The organism is Micromonospora sp. C97 (genome assembly GCF_018070385.1).
Taxonomy (GTDB): Bacteria; Actinomycetota; Actinomycetes; order Mycobacteriales; family Micromonosporaceae; genus Micromonospora; species Micromonospora parva.
Map to the genome: position 1 here is coordinate 1 of NZ_JAGPXU010000006.1, position 23231 is coordinate 23231.

The 23231-nt window shown below is 72.0% G+C and carries 22 protein-coding genes and 1 riboswitch; of the genes, 9 read left to right on the forward strand and 13 right to left on the reverse strand.

What is annotated here, in order from left to right; translation table 11 throughout:
* Positions 1-162: 162 nt before the first annotated feature.
* From KBX26_RS11100 to KBX26_RS11110, 3 genes are all read right to left on the reverse strand, one after another.
* Positions 163-963 carry an energy-coupling factor transporter transmembrane protein EcfT gene (locus KBX26_RS11100; protein ID WP_030338167.1) on the reverse strand — a complete coding sequence of 267 codons (801 nt, stop codon included), beginning with the start codon at positions 961-963 and terminating at the stop codon, positions 163-165.
* Positions 960-2390: an ABC transporter ATP-binding protein gene (locus KBX26_RS11105; RefSeq protein ID WP_030338169.1), complete on the reverse strand. Its 1431-nt coding sequence runs from the start codon at positions 2388-2390 to the stop codon at positions 960-962. Before KBX26_RS11105 ends, KBX26_RS11100 begins: the two co-directional genes overlap by 4 nt.
* A gap of 114 nt (positions 2391-2504) precedes the next feature.
* Positions 2505-3092, reverse strand: coding sequence for an ECF transporter S component (locus KBX26_RS11110; RefSeq protein WP_030338170.1), 588 nt, complete (start codon positions 3090-3092; stop codon positions 2505-2507).
* A gap of 73 nt (positions 3093-3165) precedes the next feature.
* Positions 3166-3270, reverse strand: a riboswitch (TPP riboswitch).
* Positions 3271-3377: 107 nt separating this feature from the next.
* On the opposite strand from KBX26_RS11110, the gene KBX26_RS11115 reads away from it, so the two are divergent.
* The 4 genes from KBX26_RS11115 to KBX26_RS11130 all read left to right on the forward strand — a co-directional run bounded on the left by KBX26_RS11115 (position 3378) and on the right by KBX26_RS11130 (position 7703).
* Positions 3378-4199, forward strand: coding sequence for an alpha/beta fold hydrolase (locus KBX26_RS11115; RefSeq protein WP_210865376.1), 822 nt, complete (start codon positions 3378-3380; stop codon positions 4197-4199).
* A gap of 29 nt (positions 4200-4228) precedes the next feature.
* Positions 4229-4978: a sugar isomerase domain-containing protein gene (locus tag KBX26_RS11120; protein WP_030338174.1), complete on the forward strand. Its 750-nt coding sequence runs from the start codon at positions 4229-4231 to the stop codon at positions 4976-4978.
* A gap of 119 nt (positions 4979-5097) precedes the next feature.
* Positions 5098-5601: a DUF6328 family protein gene (locus tag KBX26_RS11125; protein ID WP_030338176.1), complete on the forward strand. Its 504-nt coding sequence runs from the start codon at positions 5098-5100 to the stop codon at positions 5599-5601.
* Between the two features lie 104 nt (positions 5602-5705).
* Entirely contained in the window at positions 5706-7703 is a 1998-nt protein-coding gene (locus KBX26_RS11130) for an acyl-CoA dehydrogenase family protein (protein ID WP_210865377.1), read from the forward strand.
* Positions 7704-7778: 75 nt separating this feature from the next.
* On the opposite strand, the gene KBX26_RS11135 is transcribed toward KBX26_RS11130, so the two are convergent.
* The 8 genes from KBX26_RS11135 to KBX26_RS11170 all read right to left on the reverse strand — a co-directional run bounded on the left by KBX26_RS11135 (position 7779) and on the right by KBX26_RS11170 (position 12292).
* Positions 7779-7946, reverse strand: coding sequence for a hypothetical protein (locus KBX26_RS11135; RefSeq protein WP_167337361.1), 168 nt, complete (start codon positions 7944-7946; stop codon positions 7779-7781).
* 9 nt (positions 7947-7955) lie between these two features.
* Positions 7956-8564: a hypothetical protein gene (locus KBX26_RS11140; RefSeq protein WP_210865378.1), complete on the reverse strand. Its 609-nt coding sequence runs from the start codon at positions 8562-8564 to the stop codon at positions 7956-7958.
* A gap of 109 nt (positions 8565-8673) precedes the next feature.
* Positions 8674-9072 carry a Fur family transcriptional regulator gene (locus tag KBX26_RS11145; RefSeq protein WP_030338188.1) on the reverse strand — a complete coding sequence of 133 codons (399 nt, stop codon included), beginning with the start codon at positions 9070-9072 and terminating at the stop codon, positions 8674-8676.
* The gene (locus KBX26_RS11150; RefSeq protein WP_030338189.1) at positions 9069-9368 is read right to left on the reverse strand and encodes a metalloregulator ArsR/SmtB family transcription factor; all 300 of its coding nucleotides are present in this window, start codon (positions 9366-9368) and stop codon (positions 9069-9071) included. The genes KBX26_RS11145 and KBX26_RS11150 overlap by 4 nt, the downstream gene beginning before the upstream one ends.
* Before the next feature lie 42 nt (positions 9369-9410).
* Entirely contained in the window at positions 9411-10277 is an 867-nt protein-coding gene (locus KBX26_RS11155) for a metal ABC transporter permease (protein WP_030338190.1), read from the reverse strand.
* Positions 10278-10280: 3 nt separating this feature from the next.
* Complete coding sequence (locus tag KBX26_RS11160; protein WP_210865379.1) at positions 10281-11042, reverse strand: metal ABC transporter ATP-binding protein; 762 nt, start codon at positions 11040-11042, stop codon at positions 10281-10283.
* A complete protein-coding gene (locus KBX26_RS11165; protein ID WP_030338195.1) occupies positions 11039-11980 on the reverse strand; it encodes a metal ABC transporter substrate-binding protein in 942 nt (313 codons plus the stop codon). Before KBX26_RS11165 ends, KBX26_RS11160 begins: the two co-directional genes overlap by 4 nt.
* 54 nt (positions 11981-12034) lie before the next feature.
* Positions 12035-12292, reverse strand: coding sequence for a hypothetical protein (locus KBX26_RS11170; RefSeq protein ID WP_030338196.1), 258 nt, complete (start codon positions 12290-12292; stop codon positions 12035-12037).
* Positions 12293-12321: 29 nt separating this feature from the next.
* On the opposite strand from KBX26_RS11170, the gene KBX26_RS11175 reads away from it, so the two are divergent.
* The 4 genes from KBX26_RS11175 to dusB all read left to right on the forward strand — a co-directional run bounded on the left by KBX26_RS11175 (position 12322) and on the right by dusB (position 15900).
* Positions 12322-12663: an antibiotic biosynthesis monooxygenase gene (locus KBX26_RS11175; RefSeq protein WP_030338198.1), complete on the forward strand. Its 342-nt coding sequence runs from the start codon at positions 12322-12324 to the stop codon at positions 12661-12663.
* 24 nt (positions 12664-12687) lie between these two features.
* A complete protein-coding gene (locus KBX26_RS11180) occupies positions 12688-13167 on the forward strand; it encodes a hypothetical protein (protein ID WP_030338200.1) in 480 nt (159 codons plus the stop codon).
* A 116-nt stretch (positions 13168-13283) separates the two neighbouring features.
* Positions 13284-14663 carry a glycine--tRNA ligase gene (locus tag KBX26_RS11185; RefSeq protein ID WP_030338202.1) on the forward strand — a complete coding sequence of 460 codons (1380 nt, stop codon included), beginning with the start codon at positions 13284-13286 and terminating at the stop codon, positions 14661-14663.
* Positions 14664-14727: 64 nt separating this feature from the next.
* Complete coding sequence (gene dusB, locus KBX26_RS11190) at positions 14728-15900, forward strand: tRNA dihydrouridine synthase DusB (RefSeq protein ID WP_030338204.1); 1173 nt, start codon at positions 14728-14730, stop codon at positions 15898-15900.
* A gap of 897 nt (positions 15901-16797) precedes the next feature.
* Here the strand turns inward: dusB and KBX26_RS11195 are convergent.
* Complete coding sequence (locus tag KBX26_RS11195) at positions 16798-17460, reverse strand: C39 family peptidase (protein ID WP_210865380.1); 663 nt, start codon at positions 17458-17460, stop codon at positions 16798-16800.
* Positions 17461-18429: 969 nt separating this feature from the next.
* Positions 18430-20181: a beta-N-acetylhexosaminidase gene (locus KBX26_RS11200; RefSeq protein ID WP_374224268.1), complete on the reverse strand. Its 1752-nt coding sequence runs from the start codon at positions 20179-20181 to the stop codon at positions 18430-18432.
* Between the two features lie 317 nt (positions 20182-20498).
* On the opposite strand from KBX26_RS11200, the gene ppdK reads away from it, so the two are divergent.
* Positions 20499-23207 (forward strand): pyruvate, phosphate dikinase, encoded by a 2709-nt coding sequence (ppdK, locus tag KBX26_RS11205; protein WP_210865381.1) that lies wholly within the window; start codon positions 20499-20501, stop codon positions 23205-23207.
* Positions 23208-23231: the final 24 nt, after the last annotated feature.

Here is a 23231-nt window from a genome sequence, read left to right on the forward strand (position 1 = left end):
GGTGGGTGGTGGGTGGTGGGTGGTGACGGCAACATCAGGGATGTAGTGGTCTCCGTCGGCAGCGAGGCCACTACATCCCTGATGTTGTGCGGATCTTGCCGCCGGCAGGCGCCAGAGCCGGGCGGCGCCGCGCGGTGAGTGCGCGGCGCGCGGCGGGTGGGGTCAGCTGATCAGGGGGCGGAAAGTGCCTAGGAGAATGCTCGTGGTCAGGGCTGCTGCGGCGAGCATGACGGCCCCGGCGATGAGGAGCGCGTCGGCGCGGGTGAAGTGCTGCCGGCGGGCGACGGTACGGGGGGTGCCGGCGTCGAAGCCACGCGCGTCCATCGCCACGGCCAGCCGGGTGCCTCGACGGATCGCCCCTACCAGCAGGGCGAACGCGGTGGAGGTGAAGAGCCGCAGCTTCGCCACCGGATTGCGTCCCGCGTCGACGCCGCGCGCACGCCGAGCCATGCTGATCATCTGCCACTCCTGGCCGAGCAGCGGCACCAGCCGGAACGCGGCCAGCGCCCCGATGGCGAACCGGGCCGGCGCCTTCGCGTTCTGGATCAACGCGTCGGCCAGGTCGGTGGGGTCGGTGGTCGCGAACACGATCACGCCGGGCAGCGCCACCGCGAACACCCGCAGCACCAGGCCGAGCGCGGTGAGCAGCACGCCGGTGCTCACCAGCACCGGCCCCGCGTCCAGCAGGACCCGACCGGACCGGTCGGCGGCGAACAGCACCAGGGTGACCAGGATGCCGGCGGCGCTGAGCAGCAGGGGCCAGGCCCGTCGGGCCAGTACCCGGTAGCGGATGCCGAACAGCGGCAGCACGGCCAGTTCGAGGGCGATGGCGATCGCCGGGGCGACCGGGTCCAGGGTGGCCAGCAGGATGAACGAGAAGGCGAGTGCGGCGGCGACCTTCGCCACCGGGTTGCGGCGGGCCAACGGCGCGTCCGGCGCGGCGACCGGCTCGATGCTGATCATCGATGGTCGTCCGGGGCGCGGTGCAGGGTGACGGTGCGGTCGGCGAGCGCGGCGACGAAGTCCGCGTCGTGGGTGACGGTGACCACCCCGTGCCCGGCGTCGCGCAGGTCGGCGAAGAGGTCGACCAACTCCCGCCAGGTCCGCCGGTCCTGGCCGAAGGTGGGTTCGTCGCAGATCAACAGGCGGGGCGCGGTGGCCAGGGCGGTCGCCACGCTCAGCCGCCGCGCCTCACCACCGGAGAGGGTGTACGGGTTGGCGGCGGCGAGTCGGGCCAGCCGCAGCCGTTCCAGCAGCCCGGCCACCGTCTCGTTGACCACCGCCTCCGGTTGACCGGTGCGGCGTGGGCCGAGCGCCAGCTCGTCGAAGACGGTGCTGGTGACGAACTGGTGTTCCGGATCCTGGAAGACCGACCCGATCCGCCGGGCCAGCGCGGGCGCCCGCCAGCGATGCGGGGGAGTGCGGTGGTCCGGGCCGGCCAGTTCGGCGGACGCGGTGACCCGCCCACTGCCCGGCCGGAGCAGACCGCCGAGCAGCAACGCCAGGGTGGACTTGCCGGCACCGTTGGGTCCGCGTACGGCGAGTGCCTCACCGGCGCGTACCGACAGGTTGGTGTCGCCCAGCCGGGGTGGCAGGCCGACCTGGTCGGCGGTGAGCAACAGCTCCCCGGGCCCGGCGGTGGCGGCCCGGGGCGTGATGGGGTGACCGGGCACCCAGACGCCCTCGGCGGCCAGGGCGGCGCCGTGGGCGGCGAAGACCGCCTCGGGGGTGCCGTCCGCGCGGACGCCGCCTCCCGGTTCCAGGACGACCACCCGGTCCACCAGTGGCAACGCCTCGGCGACCCGGTGCTCAACCAGGATCAGCGTGGTGTCGACGTCCAGCGCGCCGGCCACCGCGTGCCGGACCAGGTCGGCCCCGGCCGGGTCGAGGTTGGCGGTCGGCTCGTCGAGCAGCAGCAGGGCGGGGCGCAGGGCCAGCGCGCCGGCCAGGGCGAGGCGTTGCTGCTCGCCGCCGGAGAGCGCCGCCGTGCGGCGGTCCCGAGGGTACGGGAAGCCGACCCGGTGCAGGGCCTCGTCGACCCGGGGCCAGATCTCGTCGGCAGGTACCCCCCGGTTCTCCAGCCCGAACGCGACGTCGTCGCCGCAGCGGGCCATCACCAGTTGGGTCTCCGGGTCCTGGAAGACGACGCCGACCCGTTCCCGCCCCTTGCGCGGGTCGAGCCCGTCGATCTCGACGGTGCCCTCCTGCTCGCCGGAGTCGTCGGGAAGCAGCCCGGCCAGCGCGCTGAGCAGGGTGCTCTTGCCGGCCCCCGAGGGCCCGAGCAGCAGCACCCGTTCCCCGACCTCGATGCGCAGGTCGACCCCGCGCAGCGCCCAGGCCCGCCGCCCGGCGTGCCGCCACCCGAACCCCCGCAACACCACAGCGCCCACCGAACCCCCTCCCAACCTGTCCAGCCCCGCCTCATCCACGTTGATCAAGAGGTTTGCGTCAGAAAACCGGCTTCTGTTGACGCAAACCTCTTGATCAACGCCATCGGGTGGGGGTTAGACCAGGGCGCGGTCTCGGCCTACCGGGAAGCGGTCCAGGACGCCGGTGTTGGCCAGGGCCCTGGTCAGCAGCCAGCCGCCCGCGCCGGCGATCACGGTGGCGCTGACGACGGTGAGCAGCGCGTACGGGATGCGGTAGTCGGCCAGCGCGTAGTCGACGTTCCAGACGAAGAAGTCGAACAACGCGGCGCTGAGACCGGTCAGCGCGCCGGCGAGCACGGCTGTCGGCAGCCGGAACGACCGGTACCGGAAGGCGGCGAAGGCCAGCTCGGCGCCGATGCCCTGCACGATCCCCTGCGGGATCACCGTGCCGGCCCACTGGCTGCCCAGCAGCGCGGACAGGACCGCGGCCACGGTCTCGCAGTAGAGCGCGGCACCGGGCTTGCGGATGACCAGCCCACCGATCACCGCCGGCATCAACCAGACGCCGTAGAGCAGCGTCTGCGCCGGCGGGAAGAAGGCGAACGCGCCCTCGGTGGCGCTCCAGACCAGGCCCCAGGCCCAGAAGATGACGCCGAAGGCGACCGCGATCACCGAGGCGACCACGATGTCGATGGTGCGCCAACGGTTGGTGGTGTTGTCCATGATTGCTCCCAGTTCAACGAAGAGAACCAGGAGAAGACGCACGCCGCGTCCGGTGGCACCGGACTGCGGCGCGGCTGGAGGTCGACCGAACTCCCTGCGCTGGCATTACCCAGATCAGGTTCGAGGGTCTGCGGGCGTACCCGCACTCTCAGCGCTGTGCGCTCCCCTGTCGGATATGAAGTTGTCTCGGTGACGCTAACACCGACCCGGGTCGTGGGCCCAGCAGGGCATGCGCCTGACCTGCGGGAGCGGCCGGCCCACCGTCTTCTGGGTACGCTTCCGATCATGCGGGTTGATGCACGAGGCCTCACGTTCGACGTGACAGTCGACGGTCCACCGGACGGCGTGCCCGTCCTGCTGCTGCACGGTTTCCCTCAGCACAGCGGTGAGTGGGACGACGTGGTGCCGCGGCTGCACACGGGTGGGCTGCGCACGTACGCGCTGGACCAGCGCGGCTACTCGCCCGGCGCCCGGCCCACGGCGGTGGCCGACTACCGCATCCCCGAACTCGTCGCCGACGTGGTGGCGGTGCTCGACGCGCTGGAGCTGGACGCCGTGCACCTGGTCGGCCACGACTGGGGCGCGGTGGTGGCGTGGGCGGTCGCCGCCCGGCACCCCGACCGGGTCCACACACTGACCGCGGTGTCCGTGCCGCATCCGGCGGCCATGGCGCACGCCCTGAGCACCGACAGCGGACAGAAGGCCCGCTCGTCGTACATGGCGTTGTTCCGCAAGCCGGACAAGGCGGAGAAGGTGCTGCTGGCGTGGCACGCCGCCGCGCTGCGCAAGCTGCTCGGCGGGGTGGGCGACGCGTCCCGGGTGAACAGGTACGCCGACCCGATGCGCGAGCCGGGGGCGCTCACGGCGGCCCTGAACTGGTACCGGGCGATGTCCCGCGCCGACCTGGCCGGCGTCGGCCCGGTCACGGTGCCCACCACGTACGTCTGGAGCGACCGGGACGTCGCCATCGGCCGGACCGCCGCCGAGGCGTGCGCGCCGAACGTCATCGGGGACTACCGCTTCGTGCGGCTGTCCGGGGTGAGTCACTGGATCCCGGACGAGGCGCCGGCCCCACTCGCCGAGGCGATCCTGGCCCGGGCCGGCTAAGTGGCAGGCAATCGAACGACGGAGGACGTATGACGGTGAGTGCCGAGGACTACCTGGCCGTGGTGACCGAGACGATCGGCCGGGTGGCCGCCAGCCAGCGGGAGGCGGTGGGGCGGGCCGCCGACCTGATCGCCGAGGCGGTCCGGGCCGACGGCGTGGTGCACGCGTTCGGCACCGGGCACTCGGAGGCGCTCGCGATGGAGATCGCCGGGCGGGCGGGTGGTCTGGTGCCGACCAACCGGATCGCGCTGCGCGACCTGGTGCTGATCGGCGGCGAGCCGGCCGACCGGCTCGGCCCGCTGCTGGAGCGGGACCCGGCCGTCGCGCACCGCCTCTACGAGCTGGCCCCGGTTCGCCCCACCGACGTCTTCGTGCTCGCCTCGAACTCCGGGGTCAACGGCGCGATGGTGGAGTTCGCCACGCTGGTGAAGGAGCACGGTCACGGGCTGGTGGCGATCACCTCGGCGCAGCACTCCGGCCGGATGACGTCCCGGCACCCGTCGGGGCGCAAGCTGAGCGACCTCGCCGACGTGGTGCTCGACAACGGTGCCCCGTACGGCGACGCGACGCTGCCCCTGCCCGGCGGTGGCGCGGTCGGCGCGGTCTCCTCGATCACCGCGGCGTTGCTGGCCCAGCAGGTGACGGTGGAGGTCGTGGCGCGGTTGCTGGCGGCGGGGCAGCGGCCCCCGGTCTACCTGTCGGCGAACATCCCCGACGGCGACGCGCACAACAACGAGCTGGAAGCCCGGTACGCGGGCCGCATCCGACGCGGGTCCTGACGTTGCCACGCGATGAACGGCCGATGTCGTGAACCTGTTTCGCGCTCGGCCGGGTGGGGCATTGGCGTTGCTGCCGGCGGCCGGGACCGCCGGCAGTAGCGTCTCACCGGAGGTAGCGCGTGTCCAAGGAGACCGAGAAGCAGCGTTGGCAGCGCAACTTCGCCGACCTGCTGCAGGAGTTGCGGGTCGCTCAGACTGGCGTTCAGATCCTCTTCGCGTTCCTGCTCACCCTGCCGTTCAGTAACGGGTTCACCAGGACCAGCGAGTTCCAACGCGACGTGTACATCGTGGCGTTGCTCGCGGCGGCCGCCGCCACCGCGATGATCATCTCGCCGGTGGCGTTCCACCGGGCGCTCTTCCGGCAGGGGCGTAAGCCCGAACTGGTGCGGTTCGCCCACCGGATGGCCACCGGCGGTCTCGCCTTCATGCTGATCGCGATGGTCAGCGCCGTCCTGCTGATCACCGACTTCGTGTTGGACCGGCCGATCGCCTTCCTGCTCAGCGCCCTGACCGGGCTGTGGTTCCTCACGTTCTGGATGATCCTGCCGTTCGCCCGGCGCAACTGGGGTGAGGACGACATCGACGACGATGACGACGACCCGGACACGATCGACGGCCGCTGACCGCACCGATCCGCACGCAGCGCTACCCCCGGGTAACAACCGGGGGTAGCGTGACGGTAGTCGCACACGTCGACGCAGCCGCACCGAACTTCGAGGGGGCAGCCGTGACCACGACGCAGAACGGCCGACCGGCACCGGACGGCCCCGACTCCGAAGCCACCGCCCAGGCCGCGGCGCCACTGCCCGCGGAAGCCGGACAGGTCTCCGAGAAGGAGGCCCGGCAGGTCGCCGAAGCCGCCCGAGAGTCCACCTGGGACCGACCCAGCTTCGGCAAGGAGTTGTTCCTCGGCCGCTTCCGGCTCGACCTGATCGACCCGTGGCCCCGATCCGACCCGGACGACGTGGCCCGGGCGGAGGAGTTCCTTGGTCGGTTCCGCGCCTTCCTGGCCTCCGAGGTGGACGGCGCCGCCATCGAACGGGACGGCTCCATACCCGACTCGGTGTTCCACGGCCTGGCTGACCTCGGCGCGTTCGGCATGAAGATCGACCGGAAGTACGGCGGGCTCGGGCTGAGCAACCTGCACTACTGCCGGGCGCTCATGCTGGCCGGCTCGGTCAGCCCGGCCATCGGCGCGCTGCTCTCGGCCCACCAGTCGATCGGTGTGCCACAGCCACTGAAGATGTTCGGCACCGCCGAGCAGAAGCAGCGCTTCCTGCCCCGGCTCGCGGCCGGTGAGGTGTCGGCGTTCCTGCTCACCGAGCCCGACGTCGGCTCCGACCCGGCCCGGCTGGCCACCGTCGCCGAGCCGACCGAGGACGGCACCGGTTACCGGCTCAACGGGGTGAAGCTCTGGGCCACCAACGGCATCGTGGCGACCCTGCTGGTGGTGATGGCCCGGGTGCCGGCCACTGAGGGCCGCCGGGGCGGGATCACCGCGTTCGTGGTGGACGGCGACAGCGAGGGCATCACCGTCGAACGGCGCAACGAGTTCATCGGCCTGCGCGGCCTGGAGAACAGCCTGACCCGGTTCCACGACGTGTTCGTCCCCGCCGAGAACGTCGTCGGCGGCGAGGGCAAGGGGCTGAAGATCGCCCTGACCACCCTGAACACCGGCCGGCTCTCACTGCCGGCGATGTGCGTGGGCGCCGGCAAGTGGGCGTTGAACGTGGCCCGTGGCTGGGCCGCCGACCGGGTCCAGTGGGGTCGACCGGTGGGCGAGCACGAAGCGGTCGCGCAGAAGCTGTCCTTCATCGCCGCCACCACGTACGGCATGGAGACCATGCTCGACCTCTGCTGCCTGCTCGCCGACGACGACCGCAACGACATTCGGATCGAAGCGGCGCTGGTCAAGCTGTACGCCAGCGAGATGGCCTGGAAGATCGCCGACGAGCTGGTCCAGATCCGGGGCGGGCGCGGCTACGAGACGGCCGATTCGCTGGCGGCCCGTGGCGAACGCCCGGCCGCCGTCGAGCAGATGCTGCGCGACCTGCGGATCAACCGGATCTTCGAGGGCTCCACCGAGATCATGCACCTGCTGATCGCGCGGGAGGCGGTCGACGCCCACCTGTCGGTGGCCGGCGACATCATCGATCCGGACGCGGGGCTGGGCCGCAAGGCCCGCGCCGGCGCGCGGGCGGGCGCCTTCTACGCGAAGTGGCTACCCACCCTCGCCGTGGGCCGGGGGCAGACCCCCTCGGCGTACGCCGAGTTCGCCCCGCTCGCCGCGCACCTGCGCCAGGTGGAGCGTTCCTCGCGCAAGCTGGCCCGGTCGACGTTCTACGCGATGTCCCGCTGGCAGGGAAAGATGGAACGTAAGCAGGCGTTCCTCGGCCGGGTGGTGGACATCGGCGCCGAGTTGTTCGCGATGTCGGCGGTCTGCGTCCGGGCCACCGCCGAACGTGACAGCCGCCCGGAGAACGTCGAACTGGCCGACCTGTTCTGCCGGCAGGCGCGGGTGCGGGTCGACGCCCTGTTCGCCGCACTCTGGGACAACACCGACTCGGTCGACACCGCCGCCGCGAAGCGCATCCTCGCCGGCCGCTACGCGGGCCTGGAGGAGGGTGTGCTCACCCCGTCCGAGGAGCTGCCCTGGGTGGCCCGCTGGTCGCCCGGTCCGTCCACCGCCGAGGACGTCCGTCGCCGCATCCCCCCGAAGCCGTGAGCGCCGCGCCGCGCCGACTGGCCGCCGTGCCGGTCGGCGGTGCGGGTCGTCGACCGGTCGAGCCGGCGGTGTTGGTCAGCGGGAGACCGCCCAGGCCAGCACCCCCGCCAGGATCAGACCGTTGAGCCCGGCCAGCGCCAGGTACGCCGCAGGCGGGATCTTCTTGCCCCGGCGGACGAAGGAGACCAGGACGGCGGCGTAGCCGAGCAGCAGGACGGCGATGACGACGAGGAAGTAGAACACCCGACGACCTTAGCGGCCCCGACCGCGCAGGCCGAGTTGGCGCAGCTCCAAGGCGGCCAGGGCGTCGACAGTCGCGTCGTCGCCGCGACGCCACGCCTCGGCGAGGTCCGGGCCGATCCGGGTCAGCTGGCCGAGCGGCTGGGTGGCCAGCGCGCGCAGGGCGAGCAGGTCCCGACCGGCCGGCCCGGCGGCCAGCTTCGCCGCCGACCCGGCCCGGCGCATCCAGCGGACCCGCAACGGCAGCCAACCGAGGAGCACGATGCCGAGCGGGAAGATCAGCACCGCGATGGCCAGGGCGAGGGCCAACTGGTCGACCAGGTGCTGCTGATCGCGGCCGGCGTCGGCGAGCGATCGGGCGGCGTCGGCGGCGCGTTGGAACGGGGCGGTGAGTTCGTCGCCGACCAGCGGCACCCGGCCGACCTTGCTGCCGGCGTCACCCAGGTTGTCGGCGAGGCCACTACCGGCGCCCTCCAGCTTCTGCCCCGGTACGGCGAGCTTCTGCACCAGGTCGTGCAGCCACAGCGCACCGCGGATCGCCGCGTACACCCAGACGACGACGAGCAGGTCGGTGAGCACCTGACGGACGGCGGTCGGAAACCGATCGGCATAGATTTTCACGCCGGCCAGCGTGCCACGAACGTCCCGCTCCGTGCAGCAGTGATGTGAGCGCGGCACGCGACCGGCCGCCGACCGCACCGGAGCGTCGCGCCAGCGGCGGCGCTGCCGGTCAGCGCGGGCAGGTCGGGCAGGTGCCGAAGATCTCCAGCGTGTGGCTGACGTCGGCGTAGCCGTGCTGCGCGGCGACCCGGTCGGCCCAGCTCTCCACTGCCGGGCCGGCCACCTCGACGGTACGACCGCAGACCCGGCAGACCAGGTGGTGGTGGTGCCCCTCGCTGCACCGGCGGTAGAGGTGCTCGCCGCCCGGCGGGCGCATCACGTCGATCTCACCCGCGTCGGCCAACCCCTGCAGGGTGCGGTAGACGGTGGTCAGGCCGACCCGCTCGCCGCGCTGGCGCAGCATCGCGTGCAGGTCCTGAGCGCTGTGGAAGCCTTCCATCTCGCCCAGCAGCGCGCTCACCGCCGAGCGTTGCCGGGTGTTGCGCACCGCGGCGCCGCTCTCGCTCATGATCCCTCCCCGGCGTGGCTGACCGCGTCCGCCACGATGTGCGCGACGTGTTCGTCGACCAGGCTGTAGGCGATCTCCCGACCTCGGCGGGAGCCGCGCACCACGCCCGCTCCGCGCAACACCCGCAGGTGCTGTGAGACCAGCGGTTGCGCGGCCCCGAGCTTCTCGACCAGCTCGTGCACGCACCGCTCGCCGCCGGCCAGCTCACTGACGATGGCCAGCCGAATGGGCGCGGACAGGGCGCGGAGCAACTCGCTGGCCCCGTCGAATCCGTCGTAGCCCGTCGCGCTGGTCATCCTGCAACGGTAACCAATACCACCGACGTCCACCGCGCAGGCTCAGCTCAGCACGACCTCGTGCGGCTCCGGTGCCGGTGCGGCGGTCGGCGTCGTGCGGCGGCGCACCACCCGCCAGACACCGCCCGCCACGGCCACCACCAGGAACGAGGCGATCGCCACCAGCACCACCGACGCGCCCGGCGCGGTGTCCGCGGTGGCCGCCACCCAGACACCCGAGCCGGCGGCGAACAACCCGAGCGCCATCGCGGCCGCCATCGTGCTGCGGAAACCCCGGGTGACCTGCTGAGCGGTGGCGACCGGCACCACCATCAGCGCGCTGATCAGCAGCACCCCGACGGCCCGCATGGCGATGGTCACGGTGACCGCCGTGGCGACCGCGATCAGCAGGTTCAGCGTGCGGACCGGGAGGCCGGAGACCCGGGCGTACTCCTCGTCGTGGCTCACCGCGAACAGCGCCGGGCGCAGCGCGATCATCGTGACCAGGATCGCCGCGCCGAGCACCGCGATGGTGGTCAGGTCGGCGGGCGAGATGGTGGTCAGCGACCCGAACAGGTACGCGTTCAGGTTCGCGCTCGTCGCGTCGGAAAGACCGACCAGGAGTACGCCGCCCGCGATACCGCCGTAGAAGAGCAGGGCCAGGGCAAGATCACCGGAGGTACGCCCGCGAGCGCGGACGATCTCGATGGCGATCGCGCCGATGGTGGCGGCGATCACCGCCACCAGCACCGGTGAGCGGTTGAGCAGCAGCCCCGCCCCAACCCCGGTCAGCGCCACGTGCCCCACCCCGTCGCCGATCAACGCCAGCCGGCGCTGCACCAGGTAGATGCCGAGCGCCGGCGCGGCCAGGCCGATCACCAGCGCGCCGATCAGGGCGCGCTGCATGTAGGGGTACTGGAAGAGTTCCATGGGTCAGTTGCTCCACAGCCCGGCGGGCTCGTCGTAGCAGTGCGGGTGCACGTGGTCGTGGTCGGGCTCCGCGTGGTGGCCGGCCGGGTCCGGCACCGCGCCGTCGTGGGCGATGCGACCCTCGTGGACGACCACGGCCCGGCTGATCACCGGGCGCAGCGGGCCCAGCTCGTGGGCGACGAGCAGCACGGTCCCGCCACGGGCGACGAAGTCGCGCAGCGCGCCGGCGAACGCCTCCTGACTGGCCGCGTCCACCCCGGCGGTCGGCTCGTCGAGGACCAGCAGCTCCGGCTCGCCGGCCAGGGCGCGGGCGATCAGGGTGCGCTGCTGCTGGCCGCCGGAGAGCGTGGACACCGGGTCGCCGGCCCGGTCGGCGAGCCCGACCGCGCGCAGCGCCGCGTCGACGGCGGCCCGGTCGGCCCGACCCGGCGGACGCAGCACCCCTCGACGGGCCAGCCGGCCGGAGGCCACCACCTCGCGGACGGTGGCCGGCACGCCGCCGCCGGCGCCCAGGCGCTGCGGGACGTACCCGATGCGCGCCCACTGTCGGAAACGGCGCAACGGCCGGTCGAAGAGGGTGACCGAGCCGGCGCTGATCGGCACCAGGCCGAGCACGGCGCGGATCAGGGTGGACTTGCCGGAGCCGTTGGCGCCGAGAATCGCGACCACCTCGCCCGCGCTCACGGTGAGCGAGATGTCCCGGAGCACGGGGCGGCCGTCGTAGCCGACCACCCCGTGCTCGACGGTGATGACAGGTGAGGTCACGAGCAGCCCAGGGCGGTCTGCAGGGTCCGCAGGTTGGTGCGCATCACCGAAAGGTAGTCCCCGTCGCTGCCGGCGGCGAGCCCTTCGATCGGGTCGAGCACGGCGGTCTTCGCGCCGACCTGACCGGCGATGGTCTCGGCCACCTTCGGGCTGACCAGGGTCTCGAAGAAGATCGTGGTGGCCTGGTGCTCCTTCGCCTCCTCGATCACGTGCGCGAGGCGCTGCGGCGAGGGCTCGACGTCGGGGCTCAGTCCCGTGATGCCGACCTGGTCGAGCTGGTACCGGTCGGCGAGGTAGCCGAAGGCGGCGTGGCTGGTCACGATCTCCCGCCGCTGGCAGGTCGCCAGACCGTGCTTGAACTCGTCGTCAAGCGTCGTCAGATCGGCGCGCAGGGCCGCCGCCCGGGCGGTGTAGTCGGCGGCGTGGTCCGGGTCGGCAGTGCCGAGTCGCTGGGCGAGCTGGTCGCCGATGCCGGCCAACCGGGTCGGGTCGAGCCAGACGTGCGGATCCTTGCCGCCGCTCTCCTCGGTGTGCCCCTCCTCGCCCTCGTGGTCGTGGCCGCCGGCGGACGCGTCCAGCAGCGGCTGCACGCTTGTCACGTCGAACGCCCGGTCGCCGCCGTTCTGGGCCACGGCGTCGTCCACCGCCGGCTGGAACCCCTTGAGGTAGACGATCAGCTCGGCGTCGCTGACCTCACCGACCTGGCTCGGGTTGAGTTCCAGGTCGTGCGGCTCGGCGCCGGGCTTGGCCAGGTTGGTGACCCGGACCGCGTCGCCGCCGATCCGCTCGGCCAGGAACTGGAGGGGGTAGAACGCGGCCACCACGTCGACTCGTTGCGGGTCGGCGCCGGCGCCGCTGGAGGAACAGCCGGCCCCGGCGGCCAGGGTGAGCAGGGCGGTCGCGGCGGCCAGGACACGGTACGTGGTGCGGTTGGTCATGTCGTCAACTGTCCGTGGCAACGATAATGATTGTCAAAAACGCATGATTGCATGTCAGAGGAGCTTCGCGAGACCCACCGTCACCAGCAGGGTGAGCATCACCAGCCGGATCAGCCGGGTCTGCGGCGCCTGAACCGCCCAGGTCGTCGCCAACAGGGCGATCAGGACCCCGGCGAGCGCGAGCGTCAGCAGCCCGCCGATCACCCCGGGCGTGAAGAACGCCACCAGCACCACCACCAGGGTGAGCAGGAACACCGACGTCGGGTTCGCCCCGGCCAACCGGGCGAGCAGAGGGCGCTGCGTACGCTGCATCCCACAGACTCTACGAGGAGGAACCCCCGGTGCTGGTGACCAACCGGTTCGTGGTCGACGTCGATACCGCCGACGACTTCACCGAACGGGCGCACGCCGCCCTCACCGCGCTGGCCGCCCGGCCCGGCTACCTGCGCGGTCAACTGGTCCGGGCACTCGACGACCCCCGGCACTGGTCACTGGTCACCGAATGGGAGTCGGTCGGCACCTACCGGCGGGCCCTGGGCGCCTTCGAGGTCAAGGTCAGCGCCGTACCGCTGCTCGCGGAGTCGATCGACGAACCCTCCGCCTACGAGGCACTGGCCACCGCCGCCCCCGGCGGGGCCGTGGTCGTCGCCGAGAGTGATCGGGCCGCGGGTCCTTACCGCTGAGCCGCCGGACACTACGCTGCTCCTATGACCGCACCCGCCCCGCCACCCGGTCCCGGGGTGGCTCCGCCGTTCGCCGCGCCCCCCACCGAGGGCCGCCGGACCCGGCTCTGGATCGGCCTCGGCGTCGGCGCGCTCGCCGTGGCGCTCTGCTGCGGCGGGGGTGGCACCGCCGTCGTCGGCCTGGCCGTCAGCGGAGTCCAGGCGATCCGGGAACAGGGCCGCACCGTGACCGGCGACTACTACCAGGCGCTGGTCGAGCGGGACTATGGGCGGGCGTACGACCAGCTCTGCGACGACGCGCAGCGGCGTGAGTCCCGGCCGGAGTTCGAGCGGCGCGCCGCCGCCGAGCCGCAGGTGACCGCGTTCCGGGTGGGTGAGGTGGACACCACCTACCTGACCGTGCCGGTCGACGTGACTCTTGCCGGCGGCGATCGGGAGCGGCAACAGGTCAGCCTCGGCCAGGACGGTCAGACCGGCGGCGTGGAGGTCTGCGAGGTCAGCTGACCCGTCCCCGGTATTCTGCTGGGGCTCGGGGGGTCGATCGTCGTACCGTGGTCCCCGAACCGACCGTTCCATCCACATCTCGCCCCCGCCGACCGCCAGCCGGCGTAGGAGGAAACATGCCAGCCGACCGTATCGACGCCGTCGTCAGCCTCGCCAAGCGCCGAGGCTTCGTCTTCCCCTCCAGTGAGATCTACGGGGGCACCCGATCGGCGTGGGACTACGGTCCGCTCGGCGTGGAGCTCAAGGAGAACGTCCGCCGGCAGTGGTGGAAGACCATGGTCCAGCAGCGCGACGACGTCGTCGGCCTGGACTCCGCCGTGATCCTGGCCCGGAAGGTGTGGGAGGCGTCCGGCCACATCGCCGAGTTCGTCGACCCGCTCACCGAGTGCCAGTTCTGTCACAAGCGGTTCCGCGCGGACCACCTTGAGGAGGCGTACGCCGAGAAGCACGGCAAGCCGCTCACCTCCCTGTCGGAGCTGAACTGCCCCAACTGCGGCAACAAGGGCACCTTCACCGAGCCGAAGATGTTCAACGGCCTGATGAAGACCTACCTGGGCCCGGTGGAGAGCGACGAAGGGCTGCACTACCTGCGCCCGGAGACCGCGCAGGGCATCTTCGTCAACTACAAGAACGTCGAGACGGTCGCCCGCAAGAAGCCGCCGTTCGGCATCGCGCAGACCGGCAAGTCGTTCCGCAACGAGATCACCCCGGGCAACTTCATCTTCCGGACCCGCGAGTTCGAGCAGATGGAGATGGAGTTCTTCGTCGAGCCGGGCACCGACGAGCAGTGGCACGAGTACTGGCTCCAGGAGCGCTGGAACTGGTACCTCGACCTGGGCCTCTCGGCGGACAACCTGCGCCTGTACGAGCACCCCAAGGAGAAGCTGTCGCACTACTCGAAGCGGACTGTGGATATTGAGTACCGCTTCCAGTTCGGCGGCACCGAGTTCGCCGAGCTGGAGGGTGTCGCCAACCGCACCGACTTCGACCTCTCCACGCACAGCAAGCACTCCGGCGTCGACCTGTCGTACTTCGACCAGAGCAAGAGCGAGCGGTGGATGCCGTACGTCATCGAGCCGGCCGCCGGTCTGACCCGGGCGGTGCTCGCCTTCCTGCTGGAGGCGTACGACGAGGACGAGGCGCCGAACACCAAGGGCGGCGTGGACAAGCGCACCGTGATGCGGTTCGACCCGAGGCTCGCCCCGGTCAAGGTGGCGGTGCTGCCGCTGTCCCGCAACGAGGCGCTGTCGCCCAAGGCGAAGGACCTCGCCACGCTGCTGCGCAAGCGCTGGGTGGTGGAGTTCGACGACTCGCAGGCGATCGGCCGCCGCTACCGCCGGCAGGACGAGATCGGCACCCCGTTCTGCGTCACCGTCGACTTCGACACCCTGGACGACAACGCCGTGACGGTGCGCAACCGGGACACCATGGCCCAGGAGCGGGTCTCCCTGGACCAGGTCGAGCGCTACCTGATCGAGCGACTCCCGGGCTGCTGAGACTCCGCCCACGGGGCCTCGGCCGACGCGATCAGCGCCGGTCGGGGCCCCGTACACTTGTGCGGTGACTGCCTCGACCGTGCCGGCGCTGCGCCCGCTGACTCTCGGCCAGCACCAGGTGTGGCCGCCTGTCGTGCTCGCGCCGATGGCCGGGATCACCAACGTCGGGTTCCGCCAGCTCTGCCGTGAGCAGGGCGGCGGCATCTACGTCTGCGAGATGATCACCACTCGGGCGCTGGTCGAGCGCAACCCGAAGACGCTGCGCATGATCGCGTTCGGCGACGACGAGAAGCCCCGCAGCCTCCAGCTCTACGGCACCGACCCGGAGATCACCGCCGCCGCCGTGCGGATCGTCGTCGAGCGCAACCTGGCCGATCACATCGACCTCAACTTCGGCTGCCCCGTACCCAAGGTCACCCGGCGGGGCGGCGGCGCGGCGCTGCCGTGGCGGCGCCGGCTTTTCGCGCGGCTGGTGCGGGCCGCGGTGGCTGCCGCGGCGCCGTCCGGGGTGCCCGTCACGGTCAAGATGCGCAAGGGCATCGACGACGACCACCTGACGTACGTCGAAGCCGGGCTCGCCGCCCAGGACGCCGGCGTGGCCGCGGTGGCCCTGCACGGGCGAACGGCCTCGCAGCGCTACTCCGGCACCGCCGACTGGGACGCGATCGCCACCCTCAAGCAGGCCCTCGACGTGCCGGTGCTCGGCAACGGCGACATCTGGGAGGCCGACGACGCGCTGCGGATGGTGGCCCACACCGGCGTCGACGGCGTGGTCGTCGGGCGCGGCTGCCTGGGCCGGCCGTGGCTCTTCGCCGACCTGGAAGCCGCCTTCAACGGTCGGCCGGAGCGGCGGCTGCCCACCCTCGGCGAGGTGGCGGTGACCATGCGGCGGCACGCCGAACTGCTGGTCGACCAGTTCAGCGCCGGCGCGCGCAACCCGGCCCGAGGCGAACGCGACGGCTGCACCGACTTCCGCAAGCACGTCGCCTGGTATCTCAAGGGCTTTCCGGTCGGCGGCGAGCTGCGCCGCTCCCTGGCGATGATCGAAAGCCTGGCCCAGCTCGACGACCTGCTCGGCAAGCTCGACCCGGCGGAGCCGTTCCCGGTGACCGCCCTCGGGCAGCCGCGCGGGCGCACCAACTCGCCGGGCAAGGTCGCACTGCCAGACGGTTGGCTGGCCAGCCGGGACGACGACACCGTCCCCGAGGGCGCCGAGATGGACGACTCCGGCGGCTGAACCCTCGGTCCGCGACGGGTCGCCGTCGGCGGGCGCGTCTCCGGCGGGGCGCGCAACCAGGTCGCGCCGGGCGCAGGGGGCGCGTCTCTGCCGGGGCGCGCGACCAGGTCGCGCCGGGCGCAGGGGGCGCGTCTCTGCCGGGGCGCGCGACCAGGTCGCGCCGGGCGCAGGGGGCGCGTCTCTGCCGGGGCGCGCAACCAGGTCGCGCCAGGCGCAGGGGGACGGACATAGGTGTACGGCAGGCTGTAGAGCTGATGTCGTAAACGAGTCATGACCTCAGCTCGTCATGACCTCAGCTCGGAGTGCGCTGCTCGGCGCTGCCGCCGAACTTCTACGGCCACCAATACCCCGTCGTTGCCTGCGGGCGGGGTTGCCCCCGCACGGCGTTGCCTGGGTGAGGTTTGCCCCCGCACGGCGTTGCCTGGGTGGGGTGTTGCCCCCGCACGGTGTTGCCCCCGCACGGTGTTGCCCCCGCACGGTGTTGCCCCGGCAAGGCGTCGCCTGGGTGCGGCTCGCCCCCGCACGGCGTTGCCTGCGTGCGGTATTGCCCTCGCGCGGGGTTGCCCTCGTGCGGCCCTTGCAGCAGGACCAAGTGCTGCCACCGCAATGCCCTGGATGCCGTCGCGACGCTGATTCGTCTACGACATCAGCTCCAAAGGATCCGTGACCCCAACCAAAGGGCTCGCCCCGGGCGCTCGTTGCCATGATGCGCGCAACTTCCAGGATGGTGTCTCCTGCGTGTCTGAGGCAGCAACATCATCCTGGAAGTTGTGAGGATCTTGGGCGCGGGGCGCGGGGCGCGGGGCGCGGGGCGCGGGGCGCGGGGCGCGGCCTGGACATGCTGAAGGGCCGGGCCCCGTGGTGGGGTCCGGCCCTTCGGTGTTGGTGTGGTGCGGGTCAGCTGGTGGCGTAGCCGCGGGTGGCGATCCAGTCGGCGAGGTGCTCGACGGTGACCTCGTAGGAGGCGGTGTTCGGGTTGGCGGAGTCGGCGATCTTGACGGTGTTGCCGTTGTCGCGGTAGCCGACGACGCTGATGTAGTGCCCGCCCTCGAAGGAGTGGATACCACCGTCGGTGTCGGTGGTGGTGCCGGCGATGTTGGCGACCACGGCCCGGCCGTCGTCGACGGTCTTCACAACGTCGGCGCGCAGCTGGTCGGTCTGCTTGTCATCCGCGGCGGGCGTGCTGATCTCCACCGACCGGTAGGCGTCGTTCTTACCGGTCTCCTTGTTCAACACCGGGGTGATGTCGTTGATGGAGTTGGTGCCGGCTTCGGTGGTGCCCATTTCCTTGGCCATGGCGTCGACGCTGATGTCCTTGCCCTGCACGGACAGGGCGTTACGGGCGGCGGCGGGGCCGCAGTAGTAGAAGTTCGGCTGGGCTTCGTAGCGCACGCCGAGCTGACGCTCACCGGCGGGCTTGCGGTCGGTTTGGGTCTGCGACGCCGGCTTGCTGGTGTTCGGGGCGGCGAAGGCGGTGGTGACGGGGCCGGCGATGGCGCCGCCGGTGAAGGCGAGACCGGCGGCGGTCAGGGCGGTCTTACGGATCAGATCGGTACGCATGATGGCGTGCTCCTCTGCATCGGGGGAAACCGCACGGCACTGAACGCGGGGGTGCGTGGCGGTGCGGGGAGGTTCGCGGGGGCCCGGCGACCCGCTGAGGGGTCGGCGTCGGGACAGGGTGTAACGGTTCGCGGTGGCGGGTCATTCCGCCGGCCCGCCGGCCCTGTTGTGGTGCTCGGGGACTGGCTGGTTCGGCGTGCCCGGGGCTGGCCGGTGGTGCTTGGCCGTGCGGGGGATGTAACCGGGGTGGCCGGGCGGGTGTTCCCGGCGGCTGCTCTCCACCGGCCGGCGGGGGCGCGGTGGTCTGCCAGGTATAACGACCCCGCCCGGCCCCCGATTCCACGCGCGGGGTGGCCCCGACCACCCGACACCCCCACCCAAACCGGACACCGGTGCCCGCCGGGATGCCCCGACATGACGGACGAACGGGATGATCGACTCGGGTTCCTGAAAAGCGCGCTGTCCCGGGGCCCGGGACGCCCCGACTTCATGAAACCCGAGTGGATCACGCCCGTTCTGCGCCGTTCACGCCGCCTGGGCGGACCGCGCCGGGCAGACCGGGTGGGGCGGACCGCGCCTGGGCGGGGCGGGTTGGGGCGGGGCCGCGCCTCAGCGAACCGGCGGGCGGACGGCGCCTGGGTCGGTCGGGCCGGGCGGACGGCGCCTGGGGGACCGGCGGGGCGGACGGCGCCTGGGCGGACCGGGGCGGGCGGGCCGCGCCTGGACGGGCCGGCGGGGCGGGGCGCGACGGGGCGAGCCGGCGGGGCGGACGGCGCCTGGGCGGAACGCGCTAGGGCGGACGTGCCGGGGCGCAGCTGGGCGGACGCACCGGGGCGCGTCGGGCGGGCCGTGCCGGGGCGGGCCGTGCCGGGGCGGACCGTGCCGGGGCGGGCCGTGCCGGGGCGGACCGTGCCGGGGCGGACCGGGTTGGGGCGGACCGGGTTGGGGTGGACCGGGTCGGGGCGGAGGTCAGGGCTTGGTGGTGTCCTTTTGGGGGACGTTGCGCTGTGTCGGGATGGCCGGTGTGGTGGACCAGGGGATTTCGGGCGCGCGGTGGAAGGTGATGCCGGCGGTCTCCCAGCGTGGGCCGTGGCCCGCCAGGCGGTCGCGGAAGCCGTTCCAGTCGTGGGTCGCCCGGGGCGACCAGCCCAGCTCGGCGATGGCGGGGAGCCGGGGCAGCAGCAGGAGTTCGATGTCGGCCAGCGAGGTGACCGATTCGGTCCAGAGCGGGGCCTCCACCCCGAGTACCGCCTCGGTGGGTACGTCGGCAACGTGCGTGCCGGGATCCCAGTCGTACGCCTTTCGTACGTCGATGAGTCCGGCCCAGTCGTGCCCGATCGGGGTGTCCGGGGCGTACTTCATGTCCAGGTAAGCGTGGTTGCCGGGGGAGATGATCAGCCGAGCGCCACGACGTACGGCCTCGGCGGTGGTGGGGTCTTCGCCGTTCGTGCCCCACCACTGCAGGACCCGCCCGTCGAGGTGGGCGGCCGGTGCGAGCTGGTGCCAGCCGACGACGGTCTTGCCGAGGCCGGCCACGATGCGCTGGACCCGCTCGACGAAACCGGTGTAGACCTCGCCCTTGACCTTGAACGCCTCGTCGCCGCCGACGTGCAACCAGGGGCCGGGGGTGAGCGCGGCCAGCTCGCCCAGGACGTCGGCGACGAAGTCGTACGTCCGCTCGTCGGCAGGGTCGACGTAGCTGAAACCGACCTCGGTGCCGGTGTACGGCGGCGGCGCGATCTTGTCGGGTGCCAGCTCGGGGTACGCGACCAGCGCCGCGTTGGTGTGCCCCGGCAGGTCGATCTCCGGGACGACGGTGATGTGGCGGTCGGCCGCGTAGGTGACGATCCGCGTGTAGTCGGCCTTCGTGTAGTGCCCGCCGGGGCCGCCGCCGACCTCGGTGGTCCCGCCGAGGGTGGTCAGCTTCGGCCAGGAGTCGACGGCGATGCGCCACCCCTGGTCGTCGGTGAGGTGCAGGTGGAGATGGTTGAGCTTGTAGCGGGCCAGGTGGTCGACCACCCGCAGCACGTCCTCGACGGCGAAGAAGTGCCGTGCGACATCGAGCATCGCGCCCCGGTAGGGGAACCGGGGTGCGTCGGTGATCGTCCCGCCGGGCAGCGCCCACCGTTCGGTGACCGGGTCGCGGCTCTCGATCGCCGCCGGTAGCAGTTGGCGCAGCGTCTGTACGCCGTAGAAGAGGCCGGCGGCGGTGCTGGCGGTGACGCGTACCCCGTCGGTGGTGATGTCGAGCCGGTAACCCTCCGCGCCGAGGTCGACGGTGTCGTCCAGCACCAGCGCGATGCCACCTGCGGGCTCCGGCGTGGTGGCGTCGGTGACCGGCAGCGGGTAGCCGGTGGCCGGACGCAGGAGGTGGGCGAGTTGCTCGGCGACCGCCAGCGCGGCGGGGTCGGCGGTGGCCACGATGACCGCTTCGGCCGGCAGCACCCAGTCCCCGGTCGGGTCCGGCTGGACCTGCTGCGGGGCGGGGACGACGTCGGCCAGCCGGTGTCGGGCCGGCGGGGCGAGCAGGTCGCCCGCCGCCCGCTCGGCGGCCTGGGCCAGCGTGGCCGCGTCGGCCTGGGCCAGCGTGGCCGCGTCGGCCTGGGCCAGCGTGGCCGCGTCGGCCCGGGCCAGCGTGGCCGCGTCAGGTTCCCGCGTCGGCAGCGGCACCGCGTCGGTGGCGGGGACGGCGCTGGGGGCGGAGGAGGGGATGGTCGACACGGCGGCGACTCCGGGGGGTGTATTCGCGTCCGTTATGGCAAAAGTGAGGTTCACCGGCTGGCGTGGCGTCAAGCGTACGACGCTCGGCCGGGATGCGTGATGGTGCGCATGGAAGCGTTCCCAAAAACCGGTACGAACACGGATAGTCGTGATGGCTGTGCCAATTGTCACCGAACGGTCCCAGGTCACTCGATGGTCGCTTAACCTTCGCCCACCGACCGACGTTGACCCCGGGATTACCGGCGGTCCGTCCCGGGGAAGAAGAAACTGAACCTTCGTTAAGTGTCAATCCCGGCGCGTGTGTTGTGGAGGCTCTGGTGGCAGCGCAAGAGACCGTCGATCACAAGTACGTCTACGACTTCTCCGAAGGCAACAAGGACCTCAAGGACCTGCTCGGCGGCAAGGGGGCGAACCTCGCCGAGATGACCAACCTGGGTCTGCCCGTCCCGCCCGGATTCACCATCACCACCGAGGCGTGCCAGGCGTACCTGGCGACGGGCCGGGAGCCGGACGGGCTCGCCGGTCAGATCGAGGCGCACCTGGAAGCGCTGGAGCACGCGATGGGCAAGCGCCTCGGCGACCCGCAGGACCCTCTGCTGGTGTCCGTTCGCTCCGGTGCCAAGTTCTCCATGCCCGGCATGATGGAGACCGTCCTCAACGTCGGCCTCAACGACCAGAGCGTGGTGGGGCTCTCCGCCCAGGCCGGACAGAACGACAGGTTCGCCTGGGACTCCTACCGCCGTCTCATCCAGATGTTCGGCAAGACCGTGTGCGAGGTGCCGGGCGAGGAGTTCGAGCACGCGCTCGACGACGTCAAACACGCCAAGGGCACCCACAACGACCTGGATCTGGACGCCGACGACCTGCGCGGGCTGGTCGACGCGTACAAGAAGATCTTTGTGAAGCACACCGGGCGGGAGTTCCCGCAGCAGCCACGCGAGCAGCTCGACCTGGCCATCCGGGCGGTCTTCGAGTCGTGGAACGCCGAGCGCGCGGTGCTCTACCGCCGCCAGGAGCGGATCCCGGCCGACCTCGGCACCGCTGTCAACGTGGTCAGCATGGTCTTCGGCAACCTCGGGCCGGACTCCGGCACCGGCGTCGCGTTCACCCGTGACCCGGCCAGCGGCGCGCAGGGCATCTACGGCGACTACCTGGCCAACGCCCAGGGTGAGGACGTGGTCGCCGGCATCCGCAACACCGTGCCGTTGCAGGAGTTGGAGCAGCTCGACAAGTCCTCCTACGACGAGCTGCTCGGCATCATGGCCCGGCTGGAGGAGCACTACAAGGACCTCTGCGACATCGAGTTCACCATCGAGCGCGGCAAGCTGTGGATGTTGCAGACCCGGGTCGGCAAGCGGACCGCCGCCGCCGCGTTCGTCATCGCGGGGCAGCTCGTCGACGAGGGCCTGATCGACCTGGACGAGGCGTTGCACCGGGTCAACGGGGCGCAGCTGGCCCAGCTGATGTTCCCCCGCTTCCAGCTCGACCACGACTTCCAGCCGGTCGCCAAGGGCATCGGCGCCTCGCCCGGCGCGGCGTCCGGCACCGTGGTCTTCACCTCCGCGCGGGCCGTCGAGATGGCCGCCGAGGGCAAGTCGGTGATCCTGGTCCGCCGGGAGACCAACCCGGACGACCTGAACGGCATGATCGCCGCCAAGGGAATCCTCACCTCGCGCGGCGGCAAGACCAGCCACGCCGCGGTGGTGGCCCGGGGGATGGGCAAGACCTGCGTCTCCGGTGCCGACGAGATCGACGTGAACGTCCCGGCGAAGCGGTTCACGGTGGCCGGGCAGACCGTCAACGAGGGCGACGTGGTGTCCATCGACGGCACCACCGGCAAGGTCTACCTCGGTGAGGTGCCGGTCATGCCCTCCGAGGTGGTGCAGTACTTCGAGGGCAGCCTCGACCCCGAGCACATCGACAACGCGCTTGTCCGGGCCGTACACCGGATCATGACGCACGCCGACGGCAAGCGGCGGCTCGCGGTCCGCACGAACGCCGACACCGGCGCGGACGCGGCCCGGGCCCGGCGCTTCGGTGCGGAGGGCATCGGGTTGTGCCGCACCGAGCACATGTTCCTCGGTGACCGGCGGGAGCTGGTCGAGCGGCTGATCCTGGCGCGCGGCGCAGATGAGCGGGAGGCGGCCCTGGCCGCGTTGCTGCCGTTGCAGCGGGCCGACTTCGAGGAGATCTTCCGCGAGATGGACGGTCTGCCGGTCACCGTCCGGCTCATCGACCCGCCGCTGCACGAGTTCCTGCCGCCGTTGGAGCAGCTCGCGGTCAACGTGGCGGTCGCCCAGGAACGCGGCGAGGACGTCGCCAAGGAGGAGGCGCTGCTTGCCGCCGTCCGGCGGATGCACGAGGAGAACCCGATGCTCGGGCTGCGCGGCGTCCGCCTCGGCCTGGTCATCCCCGGCCTGTTCGCGATGCAGGTGCGGGCCATCGCCGAGGCGGCCGTCACCTGCGCCCGCCAGGGTCGGGTCGCCAAGCCGGAGATCATGGTGCCGCTGGTCGGGGCCGTGCAGGAGCTGGAGACGGTCCGCGCCGAGGCCGAGAAGATCATCGCGGAGGTGGTCGGGGACAGCGGGGTCGAGGTGCTGATCGGCACCATGATCGAGGTGCCCCGGGCGGCGCTGACCGCCGGGCAGATCGCCGAGGCCGCCGAGTTCTTCTCCTTCGGCACCAACGACCTGACCCAGATGGGCTGGGGTTTCTCCCGCGACGACGTCGAGGGCGCGTTCTTCTGGCGCTACCTGGAGCTGGGCATCTTCGGCATCTCGCCGTTCGAGTCGATCGACCGCGACGGCGTCGGCCGGCTGGTGCGGATCGCCGCCGAGGAGGGGCGCGCCGCCCGGCCCGGCCTGAAGCTCGGCATCTGCGGTGAGCACGGCGGTGACCCCGACTCGGTGCACTTCTTCCACGAGGTCGGCCTGGACTACGTGTCCTGCTCACCGTTCCGGGTGCCGGTGGCGCGGCTGGAGGCCGGTCGGGCGGTCGTGGAGAGCGGCGGGTCGGACAGCCGCTGACGCACGTCGACGGCGGCCCGGACG

Bases quoted from the DNA above. Each gene is read 5' to 3' on its own strand.
- KBX26_RS11115 (WP_210865376.1), top strand. From the start codon at position 3,378: ATGCGGGTTGATGCACGAGGCCTCACGTTCGACGTGACAGTCGACGGT.
- KBX26_RS11110 (WP_030338170.1), bottom strand. From the start codon at position 3,092: ATGGACAACACCACCAACCGTTGGCGCACCATCGACATCGTGGTCGCC.
- KBX26_RS11195 (WP_210865380.1), bottom strand. From the start codon at position 17,460: ATGCGTACCGATCTGATCCGTAAGACCGCCCTGACCGCCGCCGGTCTC.
- KBX26_RS11100 (WP_030338167.1), bottom strand. From the start codon at position 963: ATGATCAGCATCGAGCCGGTCGCCGCGCCGGACGCGCCGTTGGCCCGC.
- KBX26_RS11170 (WP_030338196.1), bottom strand. From the start codon at position 12,292: ATGCAGCGTACGCAGCGCCCTCTGCTCGCCCGGTTGGCCGGGGCGAAC.
- KBX26_RS11180 (WP_030338200.1), top strand. From the start codon at position 12,688: ATGACCGCACCCGCCCCGCCACCCGGTCCCGGGGTGGCTCCGCCGTTC.
- KBX26_RS11150 (WP_030338189.1), bottom strand. From the start codon at position 9,368: ATGACCAGCGCGACGGGCTACGACGGATTCGACGGGGCCAGCGAGTTG.
- KBX26_RS11120 (WP_030338174.1), top strand. From the start codon at position 4,229: ATGACGGTGAGTGCCGAGGACTACCTGGCCGTGGTGACCGAGACGATC.
- KBX26_RS11165 (WP_030338195.1), bottom strand. From the start codon at position 11,980: ATGACCAACCGCACCACGTACCGTGTCCTGGCCGCCGCGACCGCCCTG.
- KBX26_RS11185 (WP_030338202.1), top strand. From the start codon at position 13,284: ATGCCAGCCGACCGTATCGACGCCGTCGTCAGCCTCGCCAAGCGCCGA.
- KBX26_RS11155 (WP_030338190.1), bottom strand. From the start codon at position 10,277: ATGGAACTCTTCCAGTACCCCTACATGCAGCGCGCCCTGATCGGCGCG.
- KBX26_RS11145 (WP_030338188.1), bottom strand. From the start codon at position 9,072: ATGAGCGAGAGCGGCGCCGCGGTGCGCAACACCCGGCAACGCTCGGCG.